This is a genomic window from Shewanella loihica PV-4 (assembly GCF_000016065.1).
Classification (GTDB): domain Bacteria; phylum Pseudomonadota; class Gammaproteobacteria; order Enterobacterales; family Shewanellaceae; genus Shewanella; species Shewanella loihica.
Map to the genome: position 1 here is coordinate 1,502,573 of NC_009092.1, position 18,058 is coordinate 1,520,630.

11 protein-coding genes and 1 pseudogene are annotated in these 18,058 nt (G+C 49.9%); 9 read left to right on the plus strand and 3 right to left on the minus strand.

Translation table 11 applies throughout. The annotated features are described in order from the left end of the window. Positions 1-34: 34 nt before the first annotated feature. Positions 35-1,465: a membrane-bound lytic murein transglycosylase MltF gene (mltF, locus tag SHEW_RS06685; RefSeq protein WP_011865102.1), complete on the minus strand. Its 1,431-nt coding sequence runs from the start codon at positions 1,463-1,465 to the stop codon at positions 35-37. Between the two features lie 325 nt (positions 1,466-1,790). Here mltF and purL point away from each other — a divergent pair, with 325 nt between their 5' ends. The 8 genes from purL (at position 1,791) to SHEW_RS06720 (ending at position 14,810) form a co-directional block, all read left to right on the plus strand. Beyond that, on the plus strand, positions 1,791-5,672 hold the full coding sequence (purL, locus tag SHEW_RS06690) for a phosphoribosylformylglycinamidine synthase (protein WP_011865103.1): 3,882 nt from the start codon (positions 1,791-1,793) through the stop codon (positions 5,670-5,672). 1,242 nt (positions 5,673-6,914) lie between these two features. Further along, complete coding sequence (locus tag SHEW_RS06695; RefSeq protein ID WP_011865104.1) at positions 6,915-8,471, plus strand: cytochrome ubiquinol oxidase subunit I; 1,557 nt, start codon at positions 6,915-6,917, stop codon at positions 8,469-8,471. Positions 8,472-8,486: 15 nt separating this feature from the next. After that, on the plus strand, positions 8,487-9,626 hold the full coding sequence (gene cydB / locus SHEW_RS06700; protein WP_011865105.1) for a cytochrome d ubiquinol oxidase subunit II: 1,140 nt from the start codon (positions 8,487-8,489) through the stop codon (positions 9,624-9,626). A 14-nt stretch (positions 9,627-9,640) separates the two neighbouring features. Further along, on the plus strand, positions 9,641-9,757 hold the full coding sequence (gene cydX / locus SHEW_RS20350) for a cytochrome bd-I oxidase subunit CydX (protein WP_011865106.1): 117 nt from the start codon (positions 9,641-9,643) through the stop codon (positions 9,755-9,757). Between the two features lie 515 nt (positions 9,758-10,272). Continuing rightward, positions 10,273-10,770, plus strand: a complete 498-nt coding sequence (locus SHEW_RS20355) for an HNH endonuclease (RefSeq protein WP_083764347.1) — start codon at positions 10,273-10,275, stop codon at positions 10,768-10,770. Positions 10,771-11,337: 567 nt separating this feature from the next. Then, a complete protein-coding gene (locus SHEW_RS06710) occupies positions 11,338-12,159 on the plus strand; it encodes a deaminase (protein WP_011865108.1) in 822 nt (273 codons plus the stop codon). Between the two features lie 116 nt (positions 12,160-12,275). Continuing rightward, positions 12,276-13,451 (plus strand): hypothetical protein, encoded by a 1,176-nt coding sequence (locus SHEW_RS06715; protein ID WP_011865109.1) that lies wholly within the window; start codon positions 12,276-12,278, stop codon positions 13,449-13,451. Positions 13,452-13,577: 126 nt separating this feature from the next. Continuing rightward, positions 13,578-14,810 carry a hypothetical protein gene (locus SHEW_RS06720; RefSeq protein ID WP_011865110.1) on the plus strand — a complete coding sequence of 411 codons (1,233 nt, stop codon included), beginning with the start codon at positions 13,578-13,580 and terminating at the stop codon, positions 14,808-14,810. Positions 14,811-14,830: 20 nt separating this feature from the next. On the opposite strand, the pseudogene SHEW_RS20695 reads toward SHEW_RS06720, so the two are convergent. After that, positions 14,831-14,986: pseudogene (locus tag SHEW_RS20695) on the minus strand (IS110 family transposase); the annotation flags it as partial. Positions 14,987-15,081: 95 nt separating this feature from the next. Between SHEW_RS20695 and SHEW_RS06725 the strand changes: the two are divergent. Continuing rightward, entirely contained in the window at positions 15,082-15,561 is a 480-nt protein-coding gene (locus tag SHEW_RS06725; RefSeq protein WP_041406532.1) for a hypothetical protein, read from the plus strand. A 401-nt stretch (positions 15,562-15,962) separates the two neighbouring features. Here SHEW_RS06725 and SHEW_RS06730 read toward each other — a convergent pair whose 3' ends face one another. Continuing rightward, positions 15,963-17,966, minus strand: a complete 2,004-nt coding sequence (locus SHEW_RS06730; protein WP_011865111.1) for a methyl-accepting chemotaxis protein — start codon at positions 17,964-17,966, stop codon at positions 15,963-15,965. Positions 17,967-18,058: the final 92 nt, after the last annotated feature.

An 18,058-nucleotide genomic window follows, 5' to 3' on the forward strand; every position in this document is an offset into this window, starting at 1 on the left:
GCCGTTACCCAGACAATCACAGGCCGCGTCATATCTAGTTGGGCTGCGCGGCGGAAATCTCGCTTTGTGATTGTTTTTCCGCCGTTTGTTGTTGCGCTTCCATCACCTCATCTTGTAGTTGTTGATTCTGATTGTCAATCCATACCAAGGTGTCGTAGTAGCGCCTGATGTTATCCACGTAGTGAACCGCCTCGCTGCCGCGGGCATAACCGTAGCGGGTCTGCTTGTAGTATTTACGCTTCTGCAGCAGGGGCAATACCTTCTTCAGATCGCGCCAGGCACTGGGGTTAAGCCCCATAGATTGTGCCAGCTTGCGGGCATCTTCCACATGGCCATAGCCTATGTTGTAGGAGGCCAGGGCAAACCACATGCGCTGATTTTCCGGAATCGACTCAGGCAGGCGATTGAGTATGTCGCTCAGGTATTTGGCGCCGCCGCGTATGCTCTGCTCAGGGTCGAGACGGTTGTCGATCCCCATCTGCTTGGCCGTGGGCAGGGTGAGCATCATCATGCCGCGCACGCCGGTGGGCGAACGGGCATTGGGGTTCCAATGGGACTCCTGATAGGCGGTGGCCGCTAGCTTACGCCAGTCGAGATCGCCGGCATATTCGACGAAGTTGTCGCGGTACTTGGGCAGCCGACTATCTATGGCGCGCAGGAAGGCGCGGGTGTCCACATAGTCGAAGCGCTTCACATGGGCGAAATATTTTTCGTTCAGGTGGGCCAGGGTGCCGGCTCTTTTTTCCTGATGCCAGAAGCTTAGCAGGTCACTCATCAGCTGATCGCTGCCATTGGGCGGCAGCAGCCAGACCACGGCCTGTCCCTCACGCAGCACAGGACCGGCCCTGAGCTCAGGCATATAGCGGCGGTTGATCTCGAAGGTGGTCGAATCGGCTATGGTGTAGCTAATCTCGTCGCGGGCGATCATCGCCAGCAGCTCTTCGCTGTCCTTATCCCACTGTTGATCCCATACCAGCTCAGGGTAGAGCTTTTGCATCTCCGCCAGGGTCTCGATAAAGGAGGAGTCTGAGATCACGGTAATGTTGTCATCCAACTGACTCACATCCGTTGGGTACTTGGCCCCCTGTTTGTAGACCAGCACCTGATTAACATAGTAGAGCGGCGGCCCCAGCCTGAACTGCTCCCTGCGGCTCTGGGTGTCGGCCAGCCCGGCGGCGATCAGGTCTATCTCACCATTTCGCATCGCCTGGTAGAGATCGCTGATGGTGGGGTAGGGCTGCATGTTGAGCGTGAGCCCCTGATGCTTGGCGAAACGCTCGGCCATCTCATAGTCAAAGCCTGCGAGGCCTTGACCCGTGGTGACATAGATCTGCGCGCCGTAAAGGGTACCCACGTTGAGCTGGGTTTTCGGCTGGGTTTCAACTGCTTTTGCTGCGTCCACGCGCTCGCCCTGACAGCCTGTCAGTAGCGATACACAGAATAGAATCAGCAGGAAACTTCTCATTAAGTTACTATTTTTTAATCCGTTTTATAAAACGCGGCCGATGATTATATCACAAGCTGGTCAAAGGCAATAATGGCGATTATGTCGGCAGAGTTTGGTTGTTTTTTGTTGGATGATTTTAGCGTTTTGCCAGCTTAAGTATGGGGCATGAATTTGGCGCCGCGCCAGTTTCTTTGTTACGTAAAGCTGTTTTCGCGCTATGGTGATAATAAATCGAGGGAAACGCTGTTTTGAAGCCATGCTACGGATGATTTGTGCCCCACATTTCCCTATAATAGCGCCAGATCTGACCCTGCAATTATAAATAATAAGGTGAAAAGACGTGATGGAGATCATCCGCGGAGCCCCTGCATTATCAGCGTTTAGAGTCCAAAAGCTAATGGAGGCCTGTCAGAGTGCGGCGCTTCCAGTACAAGATATCTATGCTGAGTTCATTCATTTAGCCGATTTAACAGAGGCGTTGGACGCTGGCGAAACCCAGCAGCTAGCCAAACTGTTAACCTATGGACCTGCGATTGAAGCACATGCGCCCCAAGGCAACTTGTACTTCGTAACGCCGCGTCCGGGCACCATCTCTCCATGGTCGTCTAAAGCGACCGACATCGCTCATAACTGTGGTCTGAACAAGGTCAAGCGCCTAGAGCGCGGTATCGCCTACTATGTTCAGGCCGATAATCTGGATCACGCCCAGCAGAAGCAGCTGCTTGGCCTGCTGCACGACCGCATGGTCGAAGTGGTTCTGCCAGATTTCGAGCAGGCGAGCAGCCTGTTTGCCCGCACCGAGCCTGCGGTCTTTACCAGCGTCGACGTGCTGGGTGAAGGCAAGGCGGCACTGGAAGCGGCTAACGTTAAACTGGGTCTGGCGCTGGCGCCGGATGAGATCGACTACCTGGTAGAGAACTTCCAGCGTCTGAATCGTAACCCTAATGATGTCGAGCTGATGATGTTTGCCCAGGCAAACTCGGAGCACTGCCGTCACAAGATCTTCAACGCCGACTGGACCATCGACGGCGAGGTACAGCCAAAGTCGCTGTTCAAGATGATCAAGAACACCTTCGAGAAGACCCCAGATCACGTGTTATCTGCCTACAAAGATAACGCCGCCGTGATGGAAGGTTCTGTCGCCGGTCGCTTCTTCCCCGAGCCAAATGGGGTGTACGCCTATCATACCGAGCCTATGCATATCCTGATGAAGGTGGAGACTCACAACCACCCGACGGCCATCAGCCCATACCCGGGGGCGGCCACAGGTTCTGGCGGTGAGATCCGCGACGAAGGCGCAACCGGCCGTGGCTCTAAGCCAAAGGCGGGCCTCACCGGCTTTAGCGTATCAAACCTTAAGATCCCAGGCTTCGTTCAGCCATGGGAAGGCGATTATGGTAAGCCAGATCGCATCGTGACCGCGCTGGATATCATGACCGAAGGTCCACTGGGCGGCGCGGCCTTTAACAACGAATTTGGTCGTCCGGCGCTGCTGGGCTACTTCCGTACCTATGAGCAAGAAGTCTCGAGCCACAACGGCGTCGAGGTACGTGGCTATCACAAGCCAATCATGCTTGCCGGTGGTCTGGGTAATATCCGTGAAGAGCACGTGCAGAAGGGTGAGATCACCGTCGGCGCTAAGCTAATCGTTCTGGGTGGCCCTGCGATGAACATCGGCCTGGGCGGCGGCGCGGCATCTTCAATGGCTTCAGGCCAATCGAGTGAAGATCTCGACTTTGCCTCGGTACAACGTGATAACCCAGAGATGGAGCGTCGCTGTCAGGAAGTGATCGATCGCTGCTGGCAGATGGGCGAAGCCAACCCGATTCAATTTATCCACGACGTGGGTGCGGGCGGTCTGTCAAACGCCTTCCCTGAGCTGGTGGACGACGGTGGACGCGGCGGTCGTTTCGAGCTGCGCAACGTGCCATCGGACGAGCCTGGCATGAGCCCGCTGGAGATCTGGTGTAACGAGTCGCAAGAGCGTTATGTACTCTCTGTGGCGCCGGAAAACCTCGAGCTGTTCACCGCCATCTGTGAGCGTGAGCGCGCGCCATTTGCCGTGGTGGGTGAGGCAACCGAAGAGCGTCACCTGACCCTGTCGGATGAACACTTCGACAACAAGCCTATCGATCTGCCGCTAGAGGTTCTTCTAGGCAAGGCGCCTAAGATGAGCCGTGACGTGGTGTCGCAAAAGGCGGACTCGCCTGCGCTGGCACAAGAGACAATTGAGCTCAAAGACGCGGTGCGCCGCGTACTGCGTCTGCCAACCGTTGCCGAGAAGACCTTCCTGATCACTATCGGTGACCGTACGGTTACCGGTCTGGTGAATCGCGACCAGATGGTCGGTCCTTGGCAGGTGCCTGTGGCCGACTGCGCCGTAACCGCATCAAGTTTTGATTCTTACAGCGGTGAAGCCATGTCTATGGGCGAGCGTACGCCGCTGGCACTGCTAGACTTTGGTGCCTCGGCGCGCATGGCGGTAGCCGAATCTATCATGAACATCGCCGGTAGCGATATCGGTTCACTCAAGCGTATCAAGCTGTCGGCCAACTGGATGTCTGCCGCGGGTCACCCGGGTGAAGACGCAGGTCTGTACGAGGCGGTCAAGGCCGTGGGCGAAGAGCTGTGTCCCGAGCTGGATCTCACCATCCCAGTGGGTAAAGACTCAATGTCGATGAAGACGGCCTGGCAGGACGGCGGCGAAGATAAGACGGTTACCTCGCCTATGTCGCTGGTGATCACTGCCTTCGGTGCGGTGCAAGATATTCGTAAGACCGTAACCCCAGAGCTGAGAAGCGACAAGGGTGATACCGAGCTGCTGCTGGTCGACCTTAGCCAGGGCGAGCGTCGTCTGGGCGGTTCATGTCTGGCGCAGGTATACGGTGAGCTGGGCGACAAGGCGCCAGACTTAGCCGATGCGGCATTGCTGCGCGGCTTCTTCGAGGTGACTCAGGCGCTGGTGGCCGATAAGGCACTGCTGGCCTATCACGACCGTAGCGACGGTGGTCTGTTCACGACGCTGGTTGAGATGGCGTTCGCCGGTAACACGGGTCTGGATGTGGATCTCAGCGCGCTGACGGGCACTCATTTAGAGCGTCTGTTCAACGAAGAGCTGGGCGCCGTTATTCAGGTGCGCGCAGCCGATAGCCAGGCGATCAAGGCGCAGTATCAGGCGGCCGGTGTGGCTTGCCGTGTGGTTGCTAAGCCAGTGGCTGGCGACAGCATCATCATCCGCGATGCAGGGGCCGAGGTATTGGCCGAGTCACGCACCGAGCTGCGTACCATCTGGGCTGAGACCACCTATCGCATGCAGGCGATGCGTGACAACCCTGAGTGTGCAGAGGAAGAGTTCAAGCTCAAGCAGGTGGCCGATGCCCCAGGTTTGACAGTCGATCTCAAGTTCGACCCGAGCGAAGATATCGCCGCGCCTTATATCCTCAAGGGCACAGCGCCTAAGATGGCTATCCTGCGTGAGCAGGGGGTTAACTCTCACCTCGAGATGGCCGCCGCCTTCGACCGCGCCGGCTTCGAGAGCCGCGACGTTCACATGTCTGACATCCTCTCGGGCCGTATCAGCCTGGAAGAGTTCCAGGGCCTGGCGGCCTGCGGTGGCTTCTCCTACGGTGACGTACTGGGCGCCGGTGAAGGTTGGGCCAAGTCGATTCTGTTTAACAGCCGTGCCCGCGAAGAGTTCAGCCGCTTCTTCGAGCGTAACGACAGCTTTGCCCTCGGGGTATGTAACGGTTGTCAGATGCTCTCTAACCTGAAAGATATCATTCCGGGTACCGAGCATTGGCCACACTTCGTGCGTAACCGCTCCGAGCGTTTCGAGGCGCGTTTCAGCCTGGTGGAAGTGCAGAAGAGCCCATCCTTCTTCTTTGAAGGCATGGAAGGTTCTCGTATGCCGATCGCCGTATCGCACGGTGAGGGTCGCGCCGAGTTTGCATCGCCTGAGGCGCTGGCCGCCGCAGAGGCATCTGGCACTATCGCCCTGCGCTTCGTCGATGGCCATGGCCAGGTAGCGACGCAGTACCCAGAGAACCCTAACGGCTCACCAAACGCCTTAACCGGTATCTGTAGCACAGACGGTCGCGTCACCATCATGATGCCGCACCCTGAACGTGTGTTTAGAACCGTGGCGAACTCTTGGCATCCTGACGAGTGGGGCGAAGATAGCCCATGGATGAGAATGTTCAGAAACGTTCGCGCTAAATTAGGTTAACCTAAGCTTAGTGGTTTAATTGATGCAAAAAGGGCCTCGAAAATTCGAGGCCCTTTTTTTATACCCATAAAGAGTTAGTTTAAACCCACACAGATACATGCACTTAGCCTTACTTTATTACATTCTGAACTGCTAAACAGCCATAAAGTAGGGGTATCGACGGATTTTTCCTTTAATTCGCGCAAATCACGCTTAATGGGATCTGCCCCGAAAATCGCTAAAAGGCGATATTATTTATTTAGCGCCTGCTAAACTAATCTAAAATCATCTAAACCAAGTCGTTAGAAAGTAAAAAGCCACCGTCTTCGAGGAGAAAACGGTGGCCGTTTTGCGCTAACAAAACTTCAAGCAATGGCGGGTTAAGGTGCTATTTACAGCTCTCTTGCAGTATAGAGTTCAACAAAAGTGCGCTTGTAGCTGTTAACTAGACGATCAAATAGGTTTTTCATAACGGATTCTCCACACAGTGATTAATGATGTGAGCGGAGTGTGGCTTGCCGGGCAACTTCACCGGGTTGATTGAGCCGTCTCCTTAACACAGGCATATAGTAAGCAAATACCGCCTAGGGAACAAACGATTAAAATTGTAAGTTCGCATTAGAATTTTTAATCAGCAACAAGTATTCTTGGTGTGATATCGATGTTTTTTAGTTTCATATTTCATTGATTTTGTTGGTTTGTGTTGTTGGTTGCGCGGTTGTTTAGAGTTATATATATTGACTCTTAAATTGTTAAATCTTGTTAAATCTTGCATTTTGCGCGATGTGGGCTGAAATTTGCTAAAAATAGCCTTTTTATCAAAATTTAATGGCTTCCTATCACGTTTGCAATGTTTTGGCAAGCGTGTTGCCGGGTGAAGTGTGGCGTCGTCCGCAAAACCCACTATCCGCGCCGTGTTTGATTGATTTGAATCAATTTTGAATGGTATAAAATGCTTAGGGTACGTTTGATATGCCTTGTTGTAAGTTTTTGAAAAAAATAATTTAAATTGATTTTCTCGGCCGTTTTCTGCGACGGGGGTTTAAAAACCAAAAGGTTTTGTGAGCCGCCTCTCAAAAACTGGGGTGAGAGGGCCTTTTTGAGCGTCAGCGACGCTTGAGCGAGGCAAAAAGTTAAAATTTGGCGGTTTGTGAGACTCGGGTCTGACAAATTACTTGAATAATAAAATTCCTAAATAGGCATTTTTCCGGGTTGATGGGGATCTAACCTTGAAGAATGATCGCACCACCTAAGGAGTCACTGATGATTGTTGAAGAGGTTGTAGAGCTCTCGCGCTTACAGTTTGCGCTGACAGCTATGTATCACTTCCTGTTTGTACCTTTGACCTTGGGGCTGGCGTTCTTGCTGGCCATTATGGAATCACTCTATGTGATGACCAATAAGCAGATCTATAAAGATATGACCAAGTTCTGGGGTAAGCTTTTTGGTATTAACTTCGCCCTGGGCGTAACCACAGGTCTGGCGATGGAGTTCCAGTTCGGAACCAACTGGTCATACTATTCTCACTATGTGGGTGACATCTTCGGTGCGCCACTGGCTATCGAAGGCTTGATGGCCTTCTTCCTCGAATCTACCCTGGTGGGTATGTTCTTCTTCGGTTGGGACAGATTCAGCAAGCGTCAACACCTGGCGGTCACCTGGTTGGTGGCCCTGGGCTCGAACATGTCGGCGCTGTGGATCTTGGTCGCCAACGGTTGGATGCAGAACCCAGTAGGTAGTGTGTTCAACTACGAAACCATGCGTATGGAGATGACCAGCTTCGCCGAGGTGCTGTTCAACCCGGTTGCCCAGGTGAAGTTTGTTCATACCGTGGCGTCTGGCTATGTGGCCGGCGCCATGTTTGTTCTGGCCATCAGTTCTTACTACATCCTAAAGAAGCGTGACCTGCCGTTTGCCCGTCGCTCATTTGCCATCGCGGCAAGCTTCGGTATGGCGTCTATCCTGTCGGTCATCGTACTGGGTGACGAGTCAGGTTATAAGGTGGGTGAGGCCCAGCGCGTTAAGCTAGCGGCTATCGAAGCCGAATGGCACACAGAACCTGCACCTGCGGCCTTTACCGCGGTGGGTTTCCCGAATCAGGAAACCATGCACACCGATTACGCCATCAAGATCCCATACGCCATGGGTATCATCGCCACCCGTTCTATCGATGAAGAGGTGACCGGTATCCGCGACCTTATCGTCGAGCACGAGGAGCGTATTCGCAACGGTATGAAGGCTTATGCCATGTTGACCGAGCTGCGCGCCGGCAAGGAAACCCCTGAGCTGCGTGCCGCCTTCGAAGAGGCAAAAGTCGACCTGGGTTATGGCCTGCTGCTGAAGCGTTACACAGACAATGTGGTCGATGCGACAGAAGAGCAGATCAAGGCCGCGGCCAAAGACTCTATCCCATCGGTTGCCCCTATGTTCTGGAGCTTCCGTGTGATGGTTGGCCTGGGTGTCGTCATGCTGTTCGTGTTTGCGGCGGCCTTCTGGCAGAGCACACGTCATCAGATCGAAGAGAAGCCTTGGGTACTTAAGGCGGCGCTGTACAGCCTGCCACTGCCTTGGATCGCCATCGAGTGTGGTTGGTTCGTCGCCGAGTACGGTCGTCAGCCTTGGACCATCTCCGAGGTGCTGCCAACCTTCATGTCGGCGTCTAGCCTAACGGCTGCGGATCTCTGGTTCAGTATCATCTCTATCACGCTCTTCTATACAGTTCTGCTGGTGATTGAGCTGTTCTTGATGATCAAGTTTGCACGTAAGGGACCTAGCAGTCTCAAGACGGGCCGTTATCACTTTGAAAACCTAGAAGCTTAAACCGGAGATCTCATTATGTTTGATTATGAAATATTAAGATTTGTCTGGTGGGCGCTGATTGGTGTGCTGTTCATCGGATTCGCCGTCACCGACGGTTTCGACATGGGCGTGGGTGCCTTGCTGCCTATCATAGGTAAGGATGATACCGAACGTCGTATTATGATCAACTCGATTGCCCCCCACTGGGATGGCAACCAGGTATGGTTAATCACCGCCGGTGGCGCCCTGTTTGCCGCCTGGCCTATGGTATACGCGGTCTCCTTCTCTGGCTTCTATGTGGCCATGATGTTGGTGCTGTTTGCCCTGTTCCTGCGCCCCGTGGGCTTCGATTACCGCTCTAAGATCGAAGATCCAAGATGGCGTAAGGCTTGGGACTGGGCGCTGTTTGTGGGTGGCTTCGTACCGCCGCTCATCATAGGCGTCGCCTTTGGTAACCTGCTGCAAGGTGTACCGTTTAACTTCGACGAGTACCTGCGCGCAACCTACCACGGTGGTCTGTTTGGCCTGCTCAATCCATTTGGCCTGCTGGCCGGTCTGGTGAGCGTGTCTATGATCATCATGCAAGGCGCTTCTTGGCTACAGATGAAGACAGAAGGCGAGCTGCGCGTACGTGCGGCGACGGCTACCCAGGTGGCTGCGGCCTTGGTTGCTGTGCTCTTCACCCTGGCCGGTGTATGGCTAGCCAATGGTATCGACGGTTATGTTGTAACCTCGACTATCGACACCCACGGCGCATCTAACCCAGCCCTTAAGACGGTTGCGGTAGAGGCGGGTGCCTGGCTGGCTAACTACGACAAGTACCCAGTGACCATGCTGTTCCCAATCCTGGGTATCGCCATGCCTGTACTGGCGCTGCTGGCGAGTCGTTTCAACCGCTCTGGTTTTGCCTTCCTGTTCAGCTCACTGGCGGTGGCTATGGTGATTCTGACTTGCGGCGCGGCCATGTTCCCGTTCGTGATGCCATCATCACTTGAGCCAAACGTGAGCCTGACCATGTGGGATGCCACAGCGAGCCACATGACACTGACTGTGATGACCTGGGCGGCCGCGATTTTCGTGCCTATCGTGCTAAGCTACACCATCTGGACTTACTTCAAGATGTTTGGTCGCTTGAGCCGTAGCTACATCGAAGACAACAAGACGTCACTTTACTAACAGGAGCCGACACTATGTGGTATTTTGCTTGGATATTAGGCATTTTGCTGGCGTGTTCTTTCGGTATCATCAACGCCTTGTGGTTAGAGAATACTGAGAACATGGATAGGGATTCAGAGCTTAAAGATTAAGCCATGAATTTCGATTGATGAATAACCCCGTATGAGAATGCGGGGTTTTTTATTGCTCGTGTTTGGGGCGCACGGGTTAGCGCTTTGGATTGACAGTGGTTTAGCGTTTGGCTGCTTGGGTATTTGTTAGGGGATTGAAGGTCGTACCTTCACTGTTATTTTTCGCCTGCCCGGCGGGGGATGAGGAGTCATTAAAGGTTGTTACATCTGCCCGTATTGGTATTTGGTGGGTATGGAAGGCCGTACCTTCATGGCAACCTAACGCCTGCCCGGCGGGGGGATGTGCAGATACGTCTGTGACACGCTGTACGCCATCCCTGGCCGCTCTACGGTTTCATCCCTGAAACCGAAGGTCACAGCCGTATCTGCACTCGGTATCCAACGTCTCTTCGATTTGGCGGTATTGATGTATTTAAGGTCAAAGGGGTAAAAGCTAACTGAATTTTGCCCCGAAGCTTGTTACGAGTTTAGATGAATGCTCCTTCTGGCACAGCCCAGTTGACGAAATTTTAGTAATGATACAGAGTGACTACTCTATCGGTGGCTATTCAGTTGTTTTTAATCTAGGAAGAATGATTGTGATTACAGTAACTTTTCATGCAAAGAATAGACGCACACGCTCATACAAATCTGAGAAAGGAGCTTTAAAGGCTGTATGGAAATGGCTTAAAGAATCGGACGACGAATACGCTTATGCCGTACTGATAGGACCAATTTATCAAGAACCTAGGTTGATAAGGAATTGGCAAGAACTTCCATTTAGCGACCCTGTTGAAGTGGATTTTTTGCAAACACCAGAATGGCGAAAATTGAAGCAAGAAGCTTTTGAACTATATGGTAATTACTGCGCATGCTGTGGCAAAGGGCCCAAAGATGGTGTGGTACTGCATGTCGACCATATAAAACCGCGATCACTTTATCCAGAATTACGATCTGACATAAACAACTTACAAATTCTTTGCGAAGAACATAACACGAACAAGTCTAACACCAGCGAAAAGAAATGGCGCTGACTACCGCAGTAGACCTGTTGGTTACATGGATATGTTGTAACTGTAAACATCCCTTTTACAGTGGAAGTCTAAAGGAGAAAATTCTACCAATGGTTAGTAGCATCGCCCTTGCTAAAGCTTAGTTAACACGCCTATGCCCCAAAATGAGTTATCAAGATGTCGGAGGGTCAGTAACGAGCAGACTTTCTGGCCTAGAAATTTTTATCGCTACACCCGCGTGATGTAATTCACTACTCCCCAACCAAAAAACTGGATAACTATACAGTCATATTCAAATCACAAGGGTTTTGAACGATTTTCATCCTGTATTTGTGCGCGTTTTCTCATTTCGGTATAAATAAATGGCTTTAAAATTACATACTTACAGTATTCGTTAATTAGATAATAGGTTTGGAAAACGCGCATGCGCGTTTTTCCAGATGGTATATTTGGCAAAATGCTGATAAGTTCATTACATACAGATAGTTAGCTGTGCGTGTTTTCACTGGTCCAACGAGGTAAACGCGCATGCGCACTAATAAAATGTTAGGCGCCATTTATATTTACTAAGTTAAGGATTCATAAATAGTGACAGGAAAATTACCAGCCTTATATATGAAGCAAGCTGTTGACCAGATGAGAATGTCTGAGGGAAAAGGACCGAAGGTTGGTGCGGTTATAGTTACAAAAGGTCACCAAGTTATAGCTGGACATAAGAAAAATGGCACTCATGCAGAACGAGCTGCAATTGAAGAGGCTCAAGAGAAAAAAATTGATTTACGTGGCGCGACTTTATATTCAACTCTAGAACCTTGTGTGTCAGTTGGCTCAAAAAAGGAAGCTTGTTCAGATCTAATATCACGAGTTGGTATTAAGACTGTATATATTGGTCGATATGACCCTAATCCAAATATTCAACGCCTTGGTTGGAAGAAACTTAGAGATGAAGGTATCTCGCTGCATGACTTTGATATTGAGTTTAGAAACGAAATTGATGAAATAAATCAAACTTTCATGGAGCACTTTGTCTCAGGCACTGGTCCTACAGGTGGTGCGAGATTCGATTATCAATTAAATGGAGGGGAGTTTGAAATTCAGTTCTCTGAGGATGATGAAAGAAGTATTATCACTCAGTGGACCAATCGGGGAAAAGATTCCATCTACGCTTATGCAGTAAAGCCTGTTGAGGTTGCAATTGCACGATATGCTACCGAGTTTTCTGAAATAGATGATCCTTTAGCTTATGACTTTACATACACCGTTCCTGTTAGTGTTGGCGAGATCGCAATTTTTGTATCTAATGACGGCGCAGTGTTGGTAAAGGTTCTAGAGGTAGAGTCTGATCCTGCAAAGACAACGTCGCAAAAGTACGTAAAAATTAAATATGAAGTTCGACCGAAGAGCGCCTAACAAGCGCCTGCAATCTGACCTCCGGTCACTGTCACCTTTTGTGCAAAAAGCCGCACAAAAGTCGCCAGTAGCCTCCGGCAGTTGAGGCGGGCGTTAGCTTTCCATGCAGGAATAAGATGAAATCATCAACTCTGAACACTTTAATGGTAGCCAAGTCTATTTATGGTGAAACTAAATACTTAGTCAATTCAGGTGATAAGCATGCCTGCACTGCAGGAATAATTCTTTTACAAGACTTCGTTGAGCTAGTTGTGTTGGCGGCTTTGGACGAATTAGATGTTGATGAACAGAAAGCGTTAGAATCGAAATCTTTCGATGAGCTGCTCGGGGAACTAAAAAAGCAGAAAGTTCCAATCATAAAGTCTGGCACTATTAAAGCACTGAACAAGCAAAGGGTAATTTCTAAACATTATGGGCAACTAGCGGAGCCTGCTTCAGTTGTAAATTATTTTAATGTAGCAATAGCTTTTGTAGATGCACTGTTAAAGCATGTTGTTGGTTCCAATTTAAGCGAAATATTTCTTACTGATATCCTGAAGGACGGAGAAGCTAAGGATTTAATTAAGGAGTCTATATCCCTATCGGAGCAAAAAAATTACCTTGATGCTCTTATTGGTTTGAGAAAAGCATTTTTCACTTCATATGAATATCAATACTGTGTTTATGCTTTTCGGGATACAGACGAGAATGAAAGAGGGTTGATGGGCTTTCTTGGTCTGGGATTTTCGGGAGGAATGAAAGCACACTATTGGACTCGGAGCAAACAATGGATTGATAAGAATGTAATAAAACCCATTGATTACATTCAAATTAACCATGAACAATTAAAGACCGATTGTATGGAGCTAGGTGTTAGCACCGTAGATATTGAGAACTTTCGACGACTAACTCCTGAAGTTGTAAGAACTGAGAAAGATCAGTGGCATTGTGAGTACTCAAGCACTTTTGTTGCTAACGAGCTCAATATCGAGAATTTCAATTATTGCTTGGATTTACTAATTGACTTTTTGCTTAAAAAACAAGAGATGGATTCAAGTAGAAGGTACCCTAAACGAGAGAATTCAATACCAGCACCGCCTATTTACGTAGATAAGCCTGTTTTTAGAAAACCATCTCTAGCCTCCGAACAAGTCGGTATGGTTCAAGAGAATTATTACTATAACGTAGAGAGCATAGTTTCTGGTTTCGATCCTTCCGAAAAATATCTCTATGTACATTTATACCCACAAGAAGAGAAATTTCTTTCTACTGAAGGACACTTATGGGGTTACTTACTCATAGAAGAAAGCTAACAAATTGCTTAATTTCGTTCCGGCCACAAACAGCGTGGCCTCCACTGGACTGCCTACGCTACGGCAGCCAATTAGCAAAGCGTTAGCCGTCTCCATCACTCCATCTTCATAAAGGAAATGTAAGGAATGATTCGATCTGTTTTATCCAAAATTAGCTTACAGCTATTTACCTATAAGATAAGAAAAATATTGCAGGTTAGAACAGAGATCCGTACTAATATCTTTAGGCGTATGTACGTGGATGCATGTGAAATGTATCCAGAAAATACGTTATCTGAAAATAGTGATATTGCCAGCACCGTTACCCAAGCTTTATTGGGTCTTGATAGCTTTAACTTGAACATCGATGAGTCTAGCGTGGACGCTGTGCGTCAACGAGCTTCAAATGACGAATGGGCTAGCCAAAATATCGCAGACTATCATCGGGTTACTGCATACTACTTTTCTTACAATGATTCATATAGCTTACACTCTGAACACATTGAAGAGGCTATGCGTCAAGCAAAAGAGGCTTTAGCGAGTGTAGAAGCCCTAAGTGACTTGAGTTTCAGTAACCTTGTTAAAAGTGTCAAAAATGACAAAAGCTTACTGAGGAAGAGAATTAGAGCTTCCAATAAACTTAAAATCGAGCGGGAAAAGCTAGAAATAATGTCGCCGATTAAAATTACATCCGCTCACTTCTCTGTTTCTCTAACGCTGATTTCGACGCTATTTATAATTAGCGGTTTTGTTTATACCAAGAGTTTCTTTTACTGGTTTGGTATTAATGTTGGGGACTTTTACAGCGTCCAAGACTATTTAGCGAGTAGTATTGATGTTATTAGTTCTACAGCGCTGTCAGCATTTATGGGTCTCCTGTCTCTATTTTATGGTTTAAGTCGAGCTTTAAATGATGAACTTCATGACGGGCAGTTCGATATTCAAGAAAAGCGTAGAGATTATGTTTTGCCATTTATACTGATAACTTCTAGCTTAGGGTTAGCCTCAAGCGTATATTTTACAGGTCGTTGGCCTAGTATCTTGGTGTTTCCCATAGTTTTTACTTTGTTAATGTATACGTATTTTAAAATTCCTATTTGGAAATTTGTAGAGAATAAAGCCGCAGTCGGAACTGCATGTTTAGTGATCGCTTTCTTTTTTATGCATCTGGGATTTAGAATTAAGGATAACGTCGAAAATGTACTTTTAGATGAATATGAGCCAATTTACTCAATTAAGTTACAAAGTAAGTACAAGCAGTACTCTCAAATGTCTTATTTGACTAGCAACTCAAACTTTGTATTCCTAGTTGATACCCAAACTAAGGAAGTTGTAGTGTTGCCTAAAAATAGTGTTACATCGTACAAAATCAACGGCTAACAACTGACTGTGGTGTTCAATCAATATGTTTGTCCGTTTTTTACGCACCACAGCTCCTCGCTTTTAAGCATGGTATTCAAGATCACGATGAGCTTTCGCATGCAGGCGATCAGTGCTACTTTCGGCACTTTGCCAGCCGCTTTGAGACGCTGGTAATAGCGCTTAAAAACAGGATTACTGTCTAATAGGTTGTATGGGTATACGGCCTGTACTGTATGCCGTAAACTAAGCCGTTAGCTGTAATATCTAAGCTTTTTAAAGGATTAAATTTTTGACTGATGTCTCGTTTAAAAAAGTAAATTCAGTGGGTCAATATATTGTATTTTTGCTGTGTTTATTGTGTTGCTTACCTTTTTATTTTTTTCATGAAAACATTCCACCGAATCTCATAGGTAAAGTTATTGTTATCACTCTCTGGCTTCCGATTATGTTTATTTGGCTATGTTACAGAATTTACAGGATCTATAGCGATCCAAGCTTTGTTGTTTTGAAGCTTGATGCGAATAGCGTTGAGATTGATGGTGTTAGTCACGGCGTTGAACGCCTTAAATACCTCAATGTTGTCTTTGAAAATGACCATTTTAAACTGGAATGGGAGCTACGAAGCGCCAAACAAATTTGGCAAGCTCAAATCATGAGCACTCGCGCGCACTATGTTACCGACGCCCCTTTAAGTGAAATCAAGAGTTTGACCGAATCTTCTAACAAACTGTCTTACTTCGATAATTCGAGTAAGCTGCAATACAGCTAACAAACGCATTAGATTGTTTGCTTAGACAGTCCTAGGGTACCAAAAGTCGCCAAATCGAAGAGACGATAGATACTGGTGTAAACACATTTGTGACCTTCCGAGGCATGGATGCCGAGGTAGAGCTCACAAGGAAGTGCTTGCAGCGTGTCACAAATGTGTTTGCACATAAGGCCTGCGGCAGGCAATTGATACACCATAAAGCCATGGTTACGGGGCTAGCATTGCCAATACTGAATTTGGCCGAATTTTAGATAGCTTTTGCTCTCAAAATTTTACGGAAATTAACTTCTGCCCAATTTTAGTTGACCACGACATAGATAGCCGAAATGGCTGAGCCTAACAGACATAAAAAAGCCGCTTGATAGCGGCTTTTTTCGTTGAGATGAGCGGATACGCTGAATTTACGACTTAAACACGCTGATCTTCTGTTTGATCTCGGCGGCGATGTGGGAGAGGTTTTGGGCGGCGTCGACTGTGTCGCCGGCGCGCTGTTCGCCGTCGCGGGCGAGCTCGGTGATCTCATGTAGGTTGCGGGTGATCTCGTCGGCGACCGCGCTCTGCTGCTCTGTGGCGCTGGCGATGCTGCTGGAGGCTATAGCCAGTTCCCCGATACTGATGGTGATCTGGTTGAGGTTAGTCGCGGCCTCCTGTCCCTGGGCGGCCGAGGCGGTGCCCAGCTGGTGGCTCTGGCCCATCTGCTCGGCGGTGAGCTTGATCTGCTGCTGTAGCTGAGTGATGGTCTGGCTGATCTCCGAGATCGAGGTCTGAGTACGCTGGGCCAGGGTTCTCACCTCGTCGGCCACTACGGCGAAGCCGCGGCCCTGTTCGCCGGCGCGGGCGGCCTCGATGGCGGCGTTGAGTGCCAGCAGGTTGGTCTGCTCGGCGATGCTGTTGATCACCTCGGTGACCTGGCTTATCGCCTCGCTTTCCTTGCTGACGTTCTCGACGCTCATATGGCTGGCATCGAGCTGCTCGCTGAGTTTGCCTAGGCCCTGCACCAGTTGGTCGAGCTGCTGGTGGCCATCGCGGGAGGCGTTGTCGACCTGCTGGCTCTGGCTGGCGCCTTCGCTGGCGTGGTTGGCCACGTCGCGCACCGAGGTGGACATCTCTTCGATGGCCGTGGCGATCTGGTCGGTCTGCGCCATCAGCTGCTGGGCCTCTTCGCCGTTGAGTCTGGCCACTTCCTGGGCGCTGCTGGCCTGCTCCTCAAGCGTATTAACCGAGGCGCGCAGGGCACCGACCAGTTCGCGCAGGCTCAGTGCCATCTGGCGGGCGGCGTGGGTGATTCTGTCGACCTCGTTGTCTGTGTCTGGGCTGACCTGGTCGAACTCTTGAGTCAGGTCGCCCTTGCCGAGCTCGGTGAGCTGGTGCTGCAGGTGGCGCAGCGGGCGCAGTGTCTTAATCAGCACCATGGAGAGCAGCAGGGTGATCAGCAGCACGCCTACGGCGGCGACACCGGCATTGATGCTCAGCAGTTTCAGGCTCTCTTCGTTCAGCTCACGTTTCTTGGCCTGACCCAGCAGGGTCCATTGCCAGCCGGGAATGGTGACGGCGTAGGCGTACATGGGCTCCTTGTTGCTATTGAGGTATTCGCTCTCCTGGCCGCCGCGTTTGGCCGCGTCAAGAGAGAGGCCGTCGAGTATCGCCTCTGTCAATATGGTGCCCGACTCCTGATTGGGCTGGGCGATGATGGCGTTGTCCACGTTGCGGATCAGGGTGAAGTAACCCGACTCCTCCAGCTTGAGCTGGTTCATGGAGCGTTGTAGCTCGGTCAGCGCCTCTGAGATATCGAAGCCGATATAGAGTATGCCTATGATGTCGCCCTGTGGGCCCGTGATGGGGCGATAGACTGTCATATAGTCTTTGCCAAACAGTCTGGCGTAGCCTTCATACTCTTTGCCCGCCATCAGCGCGCCGTAGCCCGGGTGCTTCTTACCCAGGTAGGTGCCCAGGGCGCGTTTGCCGTCGGCTTTTTTCAGCGAGGTGGAGATGCGGATAAAGTCGTCGCCGTCGCGTACGAAGACGGTGGCGTTACCGCCGGTGAGGTTAGAGTAGCGATCTACCTTACTCTTGGAGGCATTGATCTGTTCGCGCTCGTGTACCAGCGCCGGGGTGGGTTTCCCCATGACCAAGACGGTCTTATCTGGCTTGAAGAATTGACCTGGGTACATGGCTCTGAGCACATCGGCGTTGCGTCTGGCGAGAGACAGCAGGCTGTTGTATTCGAGTTCAATCAGGTCGGCGGTGCTGTGCATCTGCGCTTTTACGGCCGTCTTACCTTTATCTTCCAGCACGTTGGCGGCTGTGATGTAGGAGACGCTGCTGAGAATGGCAAATACGACGACGGTGAGGATCAGGGCAAGTGCGCCTATCTGTTTGGCGATAGGCCAGTTTTTATAGTTCATTATGGTAATCCACCTTGTGGTTAGACTGTCGCTAATGTAACTAAGGTAGTGCGAGATTGTTTTGACGCAGGTCTATTTCGGTAAAGGAAAAA